The organism is Tardiphaga sp., from assembly GCF_028290785.1.
Taxonomy (GTDB): Bacteria; Pseudomonadota; Alphaproteobacteria; order Rhizobiales; family Xanthobacteraceae; genus Tardiphaga.
In genome coordinates this window covers 1-13714 of record NZ_JAQGJD010000387.1, presented here as the reverse complement: position 1 = coordinate 13714, position 13714 = coordinate 1, and the positions used below count along the sequence as shown (strand labels likewise).

Sequence of the window (13714 nt, the reverse complement as noted above, 5' to 3'; positions counted from 1 at the left end):
CGAAGGCGCCGCGCTGCGCTGCCTTGACCGCCGTCATCAGTGTCGACTGCGCGCTCATCACCACGATCTTGAGCTCGGGCCTGACCCGCTTGATCCGGGGGATCAGGTCGAGCCCGTTCTCGTCGGGCATCACCACGTCGGTGATCACGAGATCGCCCTCGCCCTGGCTGACCCAGCGCCACAACGTGGCGGCGTTCCCGGTCAGGCGAACTTCGTATCCGGCACGCGATAGCGCCTGATTCAGGACGGTGCGGATGGCCGTGTCATCGTCCGCGACCAGAATGCTACCTGCAGCCATTGTCAGTCCTCATCTTGCGTCTTGCGAGGTACGCGCCGATGTCGCCGGGACATCGCCGTTACCAGGATCAAAGTTCTTGGCGGAGTTGAACATGGGCAGCAGCACACGGAAGATCGTCTTTCGCGGCTGCGATTCGCATTCGATGATCCCGCCGTGATCGCCGACTATCTTCGCAACCAATGCAAGACCCAGGCCGCTTCCGGTCGGTTTTGTCGTCACGAAGGGATCGAACAGATTCGGCAGCAGGTCTTCCGGAACGCCGGGGCCGTTATCCTTGACGCAGAATTCCAGCGGCAGTGAGACGCGGGATTTCTTGCCGGGAATCGACAGCCGCACGCCGGGCCGGAACGCGGTGGTGAGCTGGATCTCGCCGTCGGAACCAAGATCGGCAATCGCCTCGGCGGCATTCTTCACGAGGTTGAGGAACACCTGAATCAACTGGTCCTGATTGGCCAGCACCGGCGGCAGCGAGGGGTCGTAATCCTCGATGAAGCGAATGTTTCGTGCGAAACCGGATTGCGCGAGGCGCTTCACATGGTCGAGCACCGAGTGGATGTTCACCGGACCGCGCGCCACCGGCCGGTCGTCGCCGAACACTTCCATGCGATCGACCAGCGTGACGATGCGGTCGGCCTCGTCGCAGATCAGCCGCGTCAGCATGCGGTCTTCGGAGGACGCCGCCTGCTCCAGCAGCTGCGCCGCGCCGCGAATGCCGGAGAGCGGGTTCTTGATCTCGTGCGCCAGCATCGCCGCCAGCGCGATCACCGAGCGCGCGGCGCTGCGATGGGTGAGCTGGCGGTCCATCTTGTCGGCGATGGTGCGTTCCTGCAGCATCACCACGATATGGCCGGGTCGCTCCGTCAACGGTGCGACGTGGAGATCGACCTGGCGATCACCACCGATTCGCGGCGTGCCCAGATCGACCTTGTATTCGTTGACCGGCGAGCCCTGCGCGCGAACCTGGTCGATCAGCGCCAGCAGTGGGCTTCCGAACGGCACCAGTTCCTTCAGCGATTGCCGGCGCAGGAACTGCGCGGAAATCTCGAAGAATGACTCCGCGGCCATGTTGGCGTCGACGATCTTGCCGTCGGGTGCGATCAGCAGCACGGGATTCGGCAAGGCGTTGAGGATCGCCTCGCTGTCGGTGGGAATCGGGCGACGGTGTTCTGCGACAGCGGTCATGCGGCAGCACTCCATGTGAAATCGTCAAACGCATCGTCGAGGGAACGATGCACGCCGGCCGGGTCCTCGGCGGTCAGGATGGTCTGCTTCCAGGTCTTCAGAACGGCATCCGGCGCGCAGCTAGTGGCCGCCGCGGCGTCCAGCGCCCAGCCGAGATGCTTTCGCGCGTGGCGAAGGCCGACGCGCGCGCCGTAGTGGCTGAGAATGCCGTCATAAAGCTTGCGGACGTAGCCGAGCTGCACGGGCAGCGTTGGCACGGCTTCCGCGATTCCTGTCTCGAAGCGGCGGGCGATCTGGCCGGGCAGCCACGGTCGCCCATAGGCACCCCGCCCCACCATCACCGCGTCGGCACCGGACAGTTCAAGCGCGCTGACTGCCTTCTCGAACGAGGTGACGTCACCATTGACGATCAGCGGAATGCCGATGGCGTCCCTGACCGCGCGGATCGCGCCCCAGTCGGCCTCGCCTTTGTAGAACTGGCAACGGGTGCGGCCATGCACGGTAATCAACTGGACGCCGGCGGCCTCGGCGCGGCGCGCCAGCTCCGGCGCGTTGATCGATTGATCGTCCCAGCCGAGGCGCATCTTCAGCGTCACTGGCACTCTTACGGCCGCGATGGTCGCCTCGATCAGCTTCAGGGCATGGTCGAGATCGCGCATCAGCGCCGAACCGGACTGGCCGGTGCCGCCGGTGACCTTGCGCGCCGGGCAGCCCATGTTGATGTCGATGATGTCGGCGCCCGACGCTTCCGCTATCCGCGCGCCCTCCGCCATCCAGCGGGTCTCGCAGCCCGCCAGCTGCACCACATGCGGACCAAGCCCGGTCGCCTCGCAACGCAACACGGACATGGGACGGCCATTGACGAGATCGGCGCTAGCGGTCATTTCTGACACCACCAGCCCGGCGCCGAGTTCGGCGACCTGGCGCCGGAACGGCACATCGGTGATACCTGTCATCGGCGCCAAGATGACCCTGTTGGCGATCTCGATGTCGCCAATGCGCAATGGCTTAGGGTTTGCAGAGTTCAGGGTAGTCACAGACCTGCTCGTCGTTGGCTTGTCCGCCGCATTGCAGACATTGGGCGCATAATGCGCACATTTGTTGTGCAGTCAACTGCCATGCCTACACTTTAGACAGGTCTGATCATATTGCAAGTGCAGTGCAGCAATGCGCGGATATGCGTCCACGAGAATGTAATCATACTGTTTTTGCCTTCCAGCATGGTAAGGGCTGTGCGCCGAACGCTCACCCCTTAATCAGCTGAACATGATGACTGAATCACCAAAGACTGCCGCCATTATCGTCGCCGCCGGTCGTGGGCTGCGCGCCGGCTCCGGCGGTCCCAAACAGTACCGCACCATTGCAGGCCGAACCGTGATCTCCCGGGCCATGGAGCCGTTCTGCGGTCACCCTGATGTGTTCGCCGTGCAACCGGTACTCAATCCCGATGACACCGTGATGTTCAACGAGGCGGTGAGCGAATTACGGTATCATAGTCCGGCCAATGGCGGCGCCACGCGCCAAGCCTCGGTGCATGCTGGCTTGGAGGCGCTCGCCGGTCATGCGCCCGACATCGTCCTGATCCACGATGCCGCACGGCCCTTCGTGACCCCTGCTTTGATTGCGCGCGCGATCGCGGCGGCCGGCATCACGGGCGCCGCGGTGCCGGCCGTGCCGGTCACCGACACCATCAAGCAGGTCGGCGATGCCGGTCATGTGGAAGCCACGCCGGACCGCTCCCGGTTACGCATCGCGCAGACGCCGCAGGCCTTTCGCTTCGATGTGATACTTGAAGCGCATCGCCGCGCCGCCCGCGAAGGCCGCAGCGATTTCACCGACGATGCCGCGCTCGCCGAATGGGCGGGATTGACGGTCACGACCTTTGAAGGCGATGTTGCGAACATGAAGCTCACCACCCCGGAAGATTTTGTGCGCGAGGAAGCACGCCTTGCCGCCGCGCTCGGCGATATCCGCATGGGCACCGGCTACGATGTGCACGCGTTCGGCGACGGCGATCACCTGATGATCTGCGGCGTGCGCGTGCCGCACACCCGAGGCTTTCTCGCCCACTCCGACGGCGACGTCGGCCTGCATGCGCTGGTCGATGCGATCCTCGGTGCGCTGGCGGATGGCGACATCGGCTCGCACTTCCCGCCCAGCGACGACAAGTGGAAGGGCGCGGCCTCGGACAAATTCCTGAAATACGCGGTCGATCGCGTCACCGCGCGCGGCGGCCGGATCAGCAACCTCGAAGTTACGCTGATCTGCGAGCGCCCCAAGATCGGCCCGTTGCGCGACGCCATGCGCGCGCGCATCAGCGAAATCACCGGCGTGGCGCTGTCACGCGTCGCGGTGAAAGCGACCACAAGCGAGCGGCTCGGCTTCACCGGCCGCGAGGAAGGCATTGCCGCCACCGCGGCAGCCACCATCCGCCTGCCCTGGGTCGATTGAGATGGCCGGCAGCGATCCACGTGCCCTGTCCCGTGCGCTGCTGGACCTCTGCCGCGGTCGCAAGCTGACCATCGCCACCGCGGAATCCTGCACCGGGGGCCTCGTGGCCGCGGCGCTGACGGACATCCCGGGTTCGTCTGACGTGATCGATCGTGGTTTTGTCACCTACTCCAACGACGCCAAGCGCGTGATGCTTGGCGTCAAGGCATCGACGCTGGAGAGTTTTGGCGCGGTCAGCAAGGAGACCGCGACGCAGATGGCGGTGGGCGCGCTGGAAAAGGCCGGCGTCGATCTGGCGGTGTCTATCACCGGCATTGCCGGTCCCGGCGGGGCCACGCCGGGCAAGCCGGTCGGCCTGGTGCATTTCGCGGTGGCGTCGCGAGACGGTCGCATCGTCCGCAAGGAATGCCGGTTCGGCGCCATCGGCCGCAGCCAGGTGCGTCAGCGTTCGGTGCTGGAAGCGCTGCGCATGCTGATGGAATTGGCGCGCGGACCGCAGCCGACTGCGAAGAAGCGCGAAGTCGCCAGCCTGGCCCAGCCGCGCGTCGCGCGCTCGCCACGGCGAACGGCGGTGAAGCGAAGGCTGGTGAAGGCGCCGGTAAAGCCGAAGCCCGAGAAGTAAACTCGATCCTCTCAGCCGTCGTCCCCCCTTCGGGGACGACACCGAGCGCGTAGTGATTACGTTCCGCTCGACAAGCGCCCTACCCCGTACACCTGATCCGCGCGCTTCTCGAACGCCGCGGCAAAGCGCTGGAACGCGGCGTCGAACATGGTGCCCATCAGCATCGCCAACATCCGGCTCTTGAATTCATAGGCGATGAAGAAACCGACGTCGCATTCGGTTTCGGTCTTCGGCTCGAAGCTCCAGCGATTTTCGAGCTTGCTGAACGGGCCCTGCAGATATTCGACCATGATCTTGAGATTGGCGCGGTCCAGCGTGACGCGGCTGGTGAAGGCCTCGCGGACCAGCTTGAACGATACCGTCATGTCGGCGACGATCACCTCGGTCCCGTCGGGCCTGGTGGTTCGCTGGCGGATCTTCAGCGCCTTGCACAGCGGCACGAATTCCGGATAGCGCTCGACGTCGGCCACGAGATCGAACATTTGGTTTGCGCTGTGGCGGACCCGGCGCTTGTTGGCAAATTGCGGCATGGTCGGCTCAGCGCGCCTGTGCAGCGCGGGCCGCCTGCAATTTCGCAAAATCCTCGCCGGCGTGATGCGACGAGCGCGTCAACGGGCTCGCCGACACCATCAGGAACCCCTTGGTATAGGCGACCTTCTCGTAGCCGCTGAATTCATCGGGGGTGACGTAACGCGACACCACATGATGCTTGCGCGTCGGCTGCAGGTACTGGCCGATGGTCAGGAAGTCGATATCGGCGGAACGCATATCGTCCATCACCTGCAGCACTTCGTGACGTTCCTCGCCGAGGCCGACCATGATGCCCGACTTGGTGAAGATCGTCGGGTCGAGTTCCTTCACCCGCTGCAGCAGCCGCAACGAATGGAAATAGCGCGCGCCCGGACGGACCGTCAGATAGCGCGCCGGCACGGTTTCCAGATTGTGGTTGAACACGTCTGGCTTGGCGGCGACCACGATTTCAAGCGCGCCCGGCTTGCGCAAAAAGTCGGGCGTCAGGATTTCGATGGTGGTGGTCGGGCACGCCGCGCGGATCGCGCGAATCGTCTTGGCGAAATGATCGGCGCCGCCATCGGCCAGGTCATCGCGGTCCACCGAAGTGATGACGACATGGTGCAGGCCGAGCTTCGACACCGCCAGCGCGACGTGCTCCGGCTCGGACATGTCGAGCGCATTGGGCATGCCGGTCTTGACGTTGCAGAACGCACAGGCCCGGGTGCAGGTATCGCCCATGATCATGAAAGTGGCGTGCTTCTTGTCCCAGCACTCGCCGATATTCGGGCAGCCGGCCTCCTCGCACACGGTGACGAGGCCGTTTTCCTTGACGATCTTGCGGGTGTCGCCATAGCCGCGGCTGGTCGGCGCGCGAACCCGGATCCAGTCCGGCTTCGGCGGTGACACCGAATCCGGCCGGTTCACCTTTTCCGGGTGACGCGGACGCAACTGGGTGGTGGAGACGGTATCGAGGACGACGACCATGAACTGTCCGTTCTGAGTGAAGCTCTAGGTAATCCGCCGGTGGATGTCCTGCAACCCGCCCTCGCCTTGCCCAGCGTCCCATCTTAGCATATCGGCCAGAATGGCTCAAAACCGCACAAACACCAGGCTGAAACTGGGAAGGCCGTTGCAGCGGCGCTTCTTCGCCCGCAGCGTGCATGAGGTGGCTCCGGACCTGATCGGCGCCACGTTGCTGGTCGATGGGGTCGGCGGCGTGATCGTCGAAGTCGAGGCCTATCACCACACCGACCCCGCTGCGCACTCGTTCCGCGGCCCGACGCCGCGCAACCAGGTGATGTTCGGCCCGCCCGGTTTTGCCTATGTCTACCGCTCCTACGGCATCCATTGGTGCGTCAACTTTGTCTGCGAGAAGGCGGGTTCGGCGAGCGCGGTGCTGATCCGGGCGATCCAGCCGACGTTCGGCATCGGCGAAATGCGCCTGCGCCGCGGTATCGAAGACGAGCGGCTGCTGTGTTCGGGGCCGGGCAAGCTGTGTCAGGCATTGGGCATCACGCACGCCCATAACGGGCTGGCGCTCGACGCGCCGCCGATATCGATTCACGCGCGAACGGAGGCCCCCGATGTGGTTGCCGGGATTCGCATCGGCATCACCAAGGCGATCGAACTGCCGTGGCGGTATGGGCTGCGCGGGTCGAAATTTCTCAGCAAGCCATTTTCGAAGACGTGATTTTCGAGACGGCGCCCTGCTCTTTCCCCGTCATTGCGAGGAGCCCTTGCGACGAAGCAATCCAGTTCTTTCGGAGCGTGCGGCCCTCTGGATTGCCGCGTCGCTTCGCTCCTCGCAATGACGGGGAGAGGTCCGAGATTGCAACGACGTCGTTGCCTCGCTGAGTTGGTGCTTACACCGCGCCCTTCAGGCGCTGCATGGCCTCCAGCACCTTTTCCTTGCGCGCCACAGCCTCGGCGCGCTTTTCCTTCTCTTCCTCGACGATTTCTTCCGGCGCGTTGGCGACGAATTTCTCGTTGGAAAGCTTGGCATCGACGCGCTTGATGTCGGCTTCCGCCTTGGCCAGTTCTTTCTCCAGCCGGGTCTGCTCGGCGCCGAGGTCAATCACGCCCTTCAGCGGCAGCGCGACGACCTCGCCGCGGATCAGCAATTGAACTGCGCCGTCCGGCGAGCGGTCGGCAAACGAGATATCGCCGAGCCGGGCGAGGCGTTTCACCACGTCGCTCCAGCGCAGCGCGCGGGCCTGCGTCTCGGCGGAGGCACCGGCCAGCACCAGCGGCGTCAGCGTCGCCGGCGTAATGTTCATCTCCGCACGCACCGAGCGCACCGCGGTGACGAGGTCCACCACCCAGCCGATTTCGGCTTCGGCGGCGTCGTCCTTGAAGTCCGGCACAACAGCGGGGTCGCCGAGCATGATCGGCGCCACCAGCGGATCGCTGGAGGCGGTGGCGATGATCAGCGCTTCCTGCTCCCGTGTCAGGCCGCAGCGCGACTTCAACGGCCACGGCGTCAGCGCCAGCAGGCCCGTACGCGCCGCCGTCACCGCCCACAGTTCTTCGGTGATGAACGGCATGAACGGATGCAGCAGTTTCAGGATCTCGTCGCGCGCCCAGGCCACCATGGCACGGGTCTCGGTCTTGGCGGGCGAATCCTCGCCCATCATCACTGGCTTGGCGAGTTCGAGGTACCAGTCGCAATACACGTTCCAGACGAAGCGATAGGCGGCGCCCGCGGCATCGTTGAAGCGATAGGCCTCGATCGCTTCGGTGACCTCACGCGTCGCGCGCGCGGTCTCGTGCGCGATCCAGCGATTGACGACTTCGGTCGCCTTGGTGGGATCGAAATCGGCCGGCAGCGCGCACTCGTTCATCTCGGCGAAGCGGCAGGCGTTCCACAGCTTGGTCGCGAAGTTGCGGTAGCCCTCGACGCGCTGCGGCGCCAGCTTGATGTCGCGTCCCTGCGCCGCCATCGCGGACAGCGTGAAGCGCAGCGCGTCGGCGCCGTAATCGTCGATCAGATGCAGGGGGTCGATGACGTTGCCCTTCGACTTCGACATCTTGGCGCCCTTCTCGTCGCGGACGAGGGCGTGGATGTAGATCGTCGGGAACGGCACGTCCTTCATGAAGTGCATGCCCATCATCATCATCCGGGCGACCCAGAAGAAGATGATGTCGAAGCCGGTGACCAGCACGTTGGTCGGGTAGTAGCGCTCGACGTCGGTGTTGTCGTCGGGCCAGCCCAGCGTCGAGAACGGCCACAGCGCCGACGAAAACCAGGTGTCGAGCACGTCTTCATCGCGAGTGATGAAGCCCTCGCGCAAGGCGGGATCCAGCGCCATGTCGTGGCCCTGCTCTGCCGTAATGACTTCCTGCTCGACGTAATAGCCGAGCGCGTGACCCACGGCTTCTTCCTCGGTCTCGGCGACAAACACCTTGCCGTCCGGGCCGTACCAGGCCGGAATTTGATGGCCCCACCACAACTGGCGCGAGATACACCACGGCTGGATGTTGTCCATCCACTCGAAATAGGTCTTTTCCCAGTTTTTCGGCACGAATTCGGTCGCGCCAGAGCGCACCGCGGCAATGGCCGGCTGCGCCATGGTCTTGGCATCGACATACCACTGGTCGGTGAGATAGGGCTCGATTACCACGCCGGACCGATCGCCATGCGGCACCGCATGGGTGTTCGGCTCGATCTTCTCCAGGAAGCCGAAATCCTCCAGCCGCGCGACAATGCTCTTGCGGGCGGCGAAGCGTTCCATGCCGTGCAGTTCTTCGACAAGTTGCGCGGAACCTTCCGGCAGTCCGCGCAAATAGTCCTCGTTGCCGTCCAGCGCGAGCCGGCCTTCGATGTCGAGGATGCTGATCTGCGGCAGGTTGTGGCGGCGGCCGACCTCGAAATCGTTGAAGTCGTGCGCGGGCGTGATTTTGACCGCCCCCGATCCCTTCTCCGGATCCGAATAGTCATCGCCGACGATCGGAATCTTGCGGCCGACCAGCGGCAGGATGACGTGCTTGCCGATCAGGGCCACATAGCGCTCGTCCTCGGGATTAACAGCGACCGCGGAGTCACCCAGCATCGTCTCCGGCCGTGTGGTGGCGACCACGATGAACGTCGTGGGATCTTCGGGATCGAAGACCTTGCCCTCGAGCGGATAGCGCAGATGCCACAGGCTGCCCTTGACCTCGATCTGCTGCACTTCGAGATCGGAGATTGCCGTCAGCAGCTTCGGATCCCAGTTCACAAGGCGCTTGTCCTTGTAGATCAGGCCCTCGCGATGCAACTGCACGAACACCTTGACGACGGCACGCGACAGGCCCTCGTCCATAGTGAAGCGCTCGCGCGACCAGTCGCACGACGCGCCCAGCCGCTTCAACTGGTTGACGATGACGCCGCCGCTTTCGGCCTTCCACTGCCAGACGCGCTCGAGAAACTTTTCACGACCCATGTCGCGGCGGCCGGGCTCCTTGCGCTCCATCAACTGGCGTTCCACCACCATCTGGGTCGCGATGCCCGCGTGGTCGGTGCCGGGCTGCCACAGCACGTCGCGGCCGCGCATCCGCTCGAAGCGGCACAGGATGTCCTGCAGCGTGTTGTTGAGCGCGTGGCCCATGTGCAGCGAACCGGTGACGTTCGGCGGCGGGATCACGATCGTATAGGGCTCGGCATCGACGCGATCGGCACGGCCGGCCTTGAAGGCACCAGCCGCTTCCCAGGCGGCAGCGATCCGGACTTCGATGTCGGCGGGCTGGTAATTCTTTTCGATCATGACAGTGCAATCAGGTCAGGAGTTTTGGCGGGTTTGGTAACGCGCATGCCGAAGGCGCTAGAAACCTGCCAGCGCCGTCCAAGTCAACATATAGGCCGGCTTAAATGGCAGCAGGGGCCAAACCAAGGCTGCAGAGGTGTCGGTGGCGGGGCTATCGCCCGCCGCGCGAGACCCGCTCGATTTCAGCCTTGACGATACGCTCCACCAGGCCCGGCAGGTTGTCGTCGAGCCACGACTTCAGCATCGGACGCAGCATCTCCTTGACGAGATCCTCCAGCGTCCGGGCGTTGTTGCTCAACACCGTGTTGGCCAGCGTGTGGAACGCCGATTCTACGGCATTCACCGTGGTGTGCGACAGGATGTTCTGCTGCGGCGGAAGCGGTGGCGCGTCGTAGGACGGCGGATCGAACATGGGCGCGCGCGGGCGCTCGGTGCTGGCGGCAACGGCCTCGGCGAATTCCAGGTCGTCTTCCGGCTCGACATGGTGGAATGCCGGCGCCGGTTCGGGATCCGGCAGCACCATGTCGTCGGTCAATTCGAACACGTCGCCATCGGGCAACGGCGGACGGATCTCTTCTTCGGTGGTGGCGGCATCCAGGCCGGCCAGCATCGCGTCGATATCGTCCTGGCTGTTGCTGACAGCGGGCGCTGGCGGCGGCGCGGGCGGAGGTGTCGGCGCAACCTTGGCGGCGGCCGCTTGAGCCGCGGGAATCGCCGAAGGCGGTATATTGGCCATGGCAGCCGGCTTTGGCGCGGGGGCCGGAGCGACGGCCTTTGGTGCTGGCGGCGGCGCAGCCTCGACCACAGCAGGCTTGGCTTCGTCGTCGGCGATGATCCGCCGGATCGACGCCAGAATCTCCTCCATGGAGGGCTCCTGGACCTTTGCAGGCTGCGTCATTTCCGACTCCGCATCATCAACGCTCTCGCAACTTTACACCAGACGGGGCTGGATTTGCCGGTTCTCGACGGGGATGCGGGACTTTTCATTGCGCTAGCCTGACTTGTCCCCAGATCAAGCGCCGCTTGATCGGTCGCTCGAAGCGAACGTCACGCCGACTGCGTTACGAATCGTCTTGCTACCTCAGTCAAAGGTACGTCATCGCTACAAATGATTGCAAGCAAAGGGCCGCCGAAGCGGCCCTTGCGATGCGAAAGCGCGAAGCGCCTAGCGGCCGTCGGGCGTACGAACACCGACCCAGCTATCGCGTACCTGATGGTAATGCACGCTCGGGTCATAGACCGTCGTACCGAGCTTGAGTACCGTCGGCGACAGCCGGCCCACGGCGTTGAGCACGGCGTAGGAAGCGACGACGCGATCGTGCTGCGCCGTCACCAGCGCCACGCGCGCATTCACCAGGGCCTGCTGCGCATTCAAGACGTCGAGCGTGGTGCGCTGTCCGGCCTTGGCTTCTTCGCGGACGCCGTTCAGCGCGATCTCGGACGCCTGCACCTGGGCCTGCGCCGACGATACCTGCGCCTTGCCAGCGAGCAACTGGCCCCAGGCCTGAACCACGCTGGCCCGGGTCTGGTCGCGGGTCTGTTCGAGCGCAAGGCGCTGCTGCGCCAGCGTCTCTTTCGACTGACGGATCAGCGCGTATTCCCCGCCGCCCTGATAGACCGGCACCGAAATCTGCGCGACCGCCGCCGCGCCAAACTGGCGCGGGACCGAGATGGTCTGTTCGTAGGACTGCTGCACGCTGGCCTGCAGCGTCACCGTCGGGAACAATGCGCCCTCGTTGACCTTGACGTTGAGGTAGCTGACATCGATACCGAACATCGCGGCGGTAACGTTGGGGTTCTCGGTCAGTCCAAGATCGATCGCGCCTGGCAGCGTCGGCGGCAGGAAGCGATCCACCGGCGATCCTGCCTGCAGCGCATTGGGCTCGTTGCCAATGATGCGGCGGAAGTTCGAACGCGTGGTGTTGAGGTTGGATTCCGCCGTGAGAAGCTGGGTGCGACCGGCCGCTAGCTGCGCCTCCGATTGCGCGACGTCGGTGCGGGTGACCTCACCAACATTGAAGCGGTCGCGGGTCTGCTTCAAGGTTTGCTCGAGCACCCGAACGTTGCTGCGCTGAACCTCCAGCGTGGCGGAATCGCGCAGGTAGTCCATGTAGATGGTGGCCGCCGAAAGCATCACGGACTGCTCAAGCACGCGCAAGCCTTCGCGAGCCGACGAGACCTGGCCCTCGGCCGCACGCGTGCGGTTGGCGGTCTGCTGGCCGTTGAATAGGGTTTGAGTGACCGTAGCGCCGACACTGCGCGGAACTTGGGTTCCTGTCACATGGGAGCTGCCAAGCGAAGAGCTCGAAATAACGTCCGAGTACTGATAACCGCCACTCGCTGTGACGGCGACGCGCGGTCGATACCCCGACAGCGCCTGCGGCACGTTTTCGTCGGTGACGCGCACCGAGGCGCGCTGGGCGTTGAGCTGGGGATTGTTCTGGTAGGCGCGAACCAGCGCTGCCTCGATCGTGTCGGCGAGAGCCGGTGTCGAGCCTGCAAATGCCAGCAAAAGGGCCGCCGTCGCAGCTCCGGTGAGAACTTTTACGCCACCCATCCTAGGTATTCCATTCATGCCGTTCACAGATCCGGAGATACGTTGGGCGCACCGGAACCGGGTCTTGGTCTATTGAGTCTCCACTCACCATATTCCGGGCATTCGCGGGACGGAACCTTTTGTGACGAGATCGCAGTCGAAACTTGGCCAATGGGGCATCCGAGCCACACTTGTAATCCCGCGCCCCGATCTTACCGCCCTGACAAGGTTCGTAAACTCAGAAAACGAAGGCGGGAACCCGCTCCAGGCCGGGCAATACCGGTACGGAGGCATCGAACAGGGCGCGAGCGCCAAAATCATCATGCGAATGGGTGACGATCGTTGCCCGTTGCGGTTGTGACATGGCGAAAACACCGACCAGACGCCCGCCCGGCGCGAGCTGCCGGTACAGCGTGCTGGGGATAACTTCCGTAGCACCAACCAGCACGATCACGTCATAAGGACCGTTGCCGGCATGGCCATCGGCAGCCATCGCTGGAGCCGACACGACATTGGCCAAGCCCAGCTTCGCCAGGCATGCGGCGGCGCTGGCAACCAGCGCCGGGTCGCCCTCGGTGGCGGTGACCTTGCCGGCGAGCTTGCCGACCACGGCAGCGGAATAGCCGGTGGCGCAACCGACCACCAGCACGTTGTCGGTCGCCTTGACCTCGGCGGCCTGCAGCATTCGCGCCAGAATCACCGGCTTGATCAGGAAGCGCTTGGCGGCGCCCGGCGCGCTGATGTCGAGATCGATGTCGAGATAGGCCATGGCGCGCTGGCTGACGGGGACGAAATCCTCGCGCGGCACCGCCAGCATGGCGTCGATGATCCTGATGTCGGTGACGTCGCTGGGACGCACCTGACCATCAACCATCTTCTGACGGGCGGTCGAAAACTCGGACATGGGTATTCCCTTGGCAAGCGGGCTGAAGTTCCTCGTCTAGGAATTACGGCAGCGCCAAGTCTCGCGCAAGAAGTCTCATGCAAGAAGTCTGATGAAGGGGTCGATCGAAGATGACGTCGCGGTAATCGCATCGGCATCGTCACATCCGCCGCGCAGATGTGTTGGCTCCCCGGGCCGGATTCGAACCAGCGACCATTCGATTAACAGTCGAATGCTCTACCACTGAGCTACCAGGGAACAGCGAGGACCAAGCCTCGCTCGCCGCAGCGTATAACAAAGCGATCCGGGCTTGCAAAGCGGGAAATGCAGCACGGCGGCATCGCGGCGATTTCGCGCGAAAATCGCCAAAGATCAGCTGTTTACAGGACCTTTTGCGGGTTTGGCCGGTGATGCCCGGCAACAATCGCGGAACCCGCAGCGCGGAAACGCCATGACGGCATCGCCAAAACGTCTCATTCGCCATCGAGAT

General features: G+C 64.1%; 12 protein-coding genes and 1 tRNA gene. 3 read left to right on the top strand and 10 right to left on the bottom strand.

Features of this window, described 5'->3' with window-relative positions:
- The 3 genes from JWR89_RS24730 to dusB all read right to left on the bottom strand — a co-directional run.
- Nucleotides 1-298 (bottom strand): response regulator (locus tag JWR89_RS24730; RefSeq protein WP_299720841.1); only part of this gene is annotated, 298 nt, incomplete at its 3' end.
- 9 nt (nt 299-307) lie between these two features.
- Complete coding sequence (locus JWR89_RS24725) at nt 308-1480, bottom strand: nitrogen regulation protein NR(II) (protein ID WP_299720840.1); 1173 nt, start codon at nt 1478-1480, stop codon at nt 308-310.
- The gene (gene dusB, locus JWR89_RS24720) at nt 1477-2484 is read right to left on the bottom strand and encodes a tRNA dihydrouridine synthase DusB (RefSeq protein WP_299720842.1); all 1008 of its coding nucleotides are present in this window, start codon (nt 2482-2484) and stop codon (nt 1477-1479) included. The genes JWR89_RS24725 and dusB overlap by 4 nt, the downstream gene beginning before the upstream one ends.
- A gap of 265 nt (nt 2485-2749) precedes the next feature.
- Here dusB and JWR89_RS24715 point away from each other — a divergent pair, with 265 nt between their 5' ends.
- On the top strand, nt 2750-3931 hold the full coding sequence (locus tag JWR89_RS24715; protein ID WP_299720839.1) for a bifunctional 2-C-methyl-D-erythritol 4-phosphate cytidylyltransferase/2-C-methyl-D-erythritol 2,4-cyclodiphosphate synthase: 1182 nt from the start codon (nt 2750-2752) through the stop codon (nt 3929-3931).
- A gap of 1 nt (nt 3932) precedes the next feature.
- The gene (locus tag JWR89_RS24710) at nt 3933-4553 is read left to right on the top strand and encodes a CinA family protein (RefSeq protein ID WP_299720838.1); all 621 of its coding nucleotides are present in this window, start codon (nt 3933-3935) and stop codon (nt 4551-4553) included.
- Between the two features lie 56 nt (nt 4554-4609).
- Here JWR89_RS24710 and JWR89_RS24705 read toward each other — a convergent pair whose 3' ends face one another.
- Both JWR89_RS24705 and lipA read right to left on the bottom strand, forming a co-directional pair.
- Nucleotides 4610-5083 (bottom strand): SRPBCC family protein, encoded by a 474-nt coding sequence (locus JWR89_RS24705; protein WP_299720837.1) that lies wholly within the window; start codon nt 5081-5083, stop codon nt 4610-4612.
- Nucleotides 5084-5090: 7 nt separating this feature from the next.
- Nucleotides 5091-6050, bottom strand: coding sequence for a lipoyl synthase (gene lipA / locus JWR89_RS24700; RefSeq protein ID WP_299720836.1), 960 nt, complete (start codon nt 6048-6050; stop codon nt 5091-5093).
- A gap of 100 nt (nt 6051-6150) precedes the next feature.
- Between lipA and JWR89_RS24695 the strand changes: the two genes are divergently transcribed.
- Entirely contained in the window at nt 6151-6756 is a 606-nt protein-coding gene (locus JWR89_RS24695) for a DNA-3-methyladenine glycosylase (protein WP_299720835.1), read from the top strand.
- Between the two features lie 172 nt (nt 6757-6928).
- On the opposite strand, the gene JWR89_RS24690 is transcribed toward JWR89_RS24695, so the two are convergent.
- From JWR89_RS24690 to JWR89_RS24670, 5 genes are all read right to left on the bottom strand, one after another.
- Entirely contained in the window at nt 6929-9805 is a 2877-nt protein-coding gene (locus tag JWR89_RS24690; RefSeq protein ID WP_299720834.1) for a valine--tRNA ligase, read from the bottom strand.
- 151 nt (nt 9806-9956) lie between these two features.
- Entirely contained in the window at nt 9957-10703 is a 747-nt protein-coding gene (locus JWR89_RS24685) for a DUF2497 domain-containing protein (protein WP_299720833.1), read from the bottom strand.
- A gap of 267 nt (nt 10704-10970) precedes the next feature.
- Nucleotides 10971-12362: a TolC family outer membrane protein gene (locus JWR89_RS24680; RefSeq protein WP_299720832.1), complete on the bottom strand. Its 1392-nt coding sequence runs from the start codon at nt 12360-12362 to the stop codon at nt 10971-10973.
- 217 nt (nt 12363-12579) lie between these two features.
- Nucleotides 12580-13245, bottom strand: a complete 666-nt coding sequence (locus tag JWR89_RS24675; protein WP_299720831.1) for a protein-L-isoaspartate O-methyltransferase — start codon at nt 13243-13245, stop codon at nt 12580-12582.
- 162 nt (nt 13246-13407) lie between these two features.
- Nucleotides 13408-13482, bottom strand: a tRNA-Asn gene (locus JWR89_RS24670).
- Between the last annotated feature and the right edge of the window lie 232 nt (nt 13483-13714).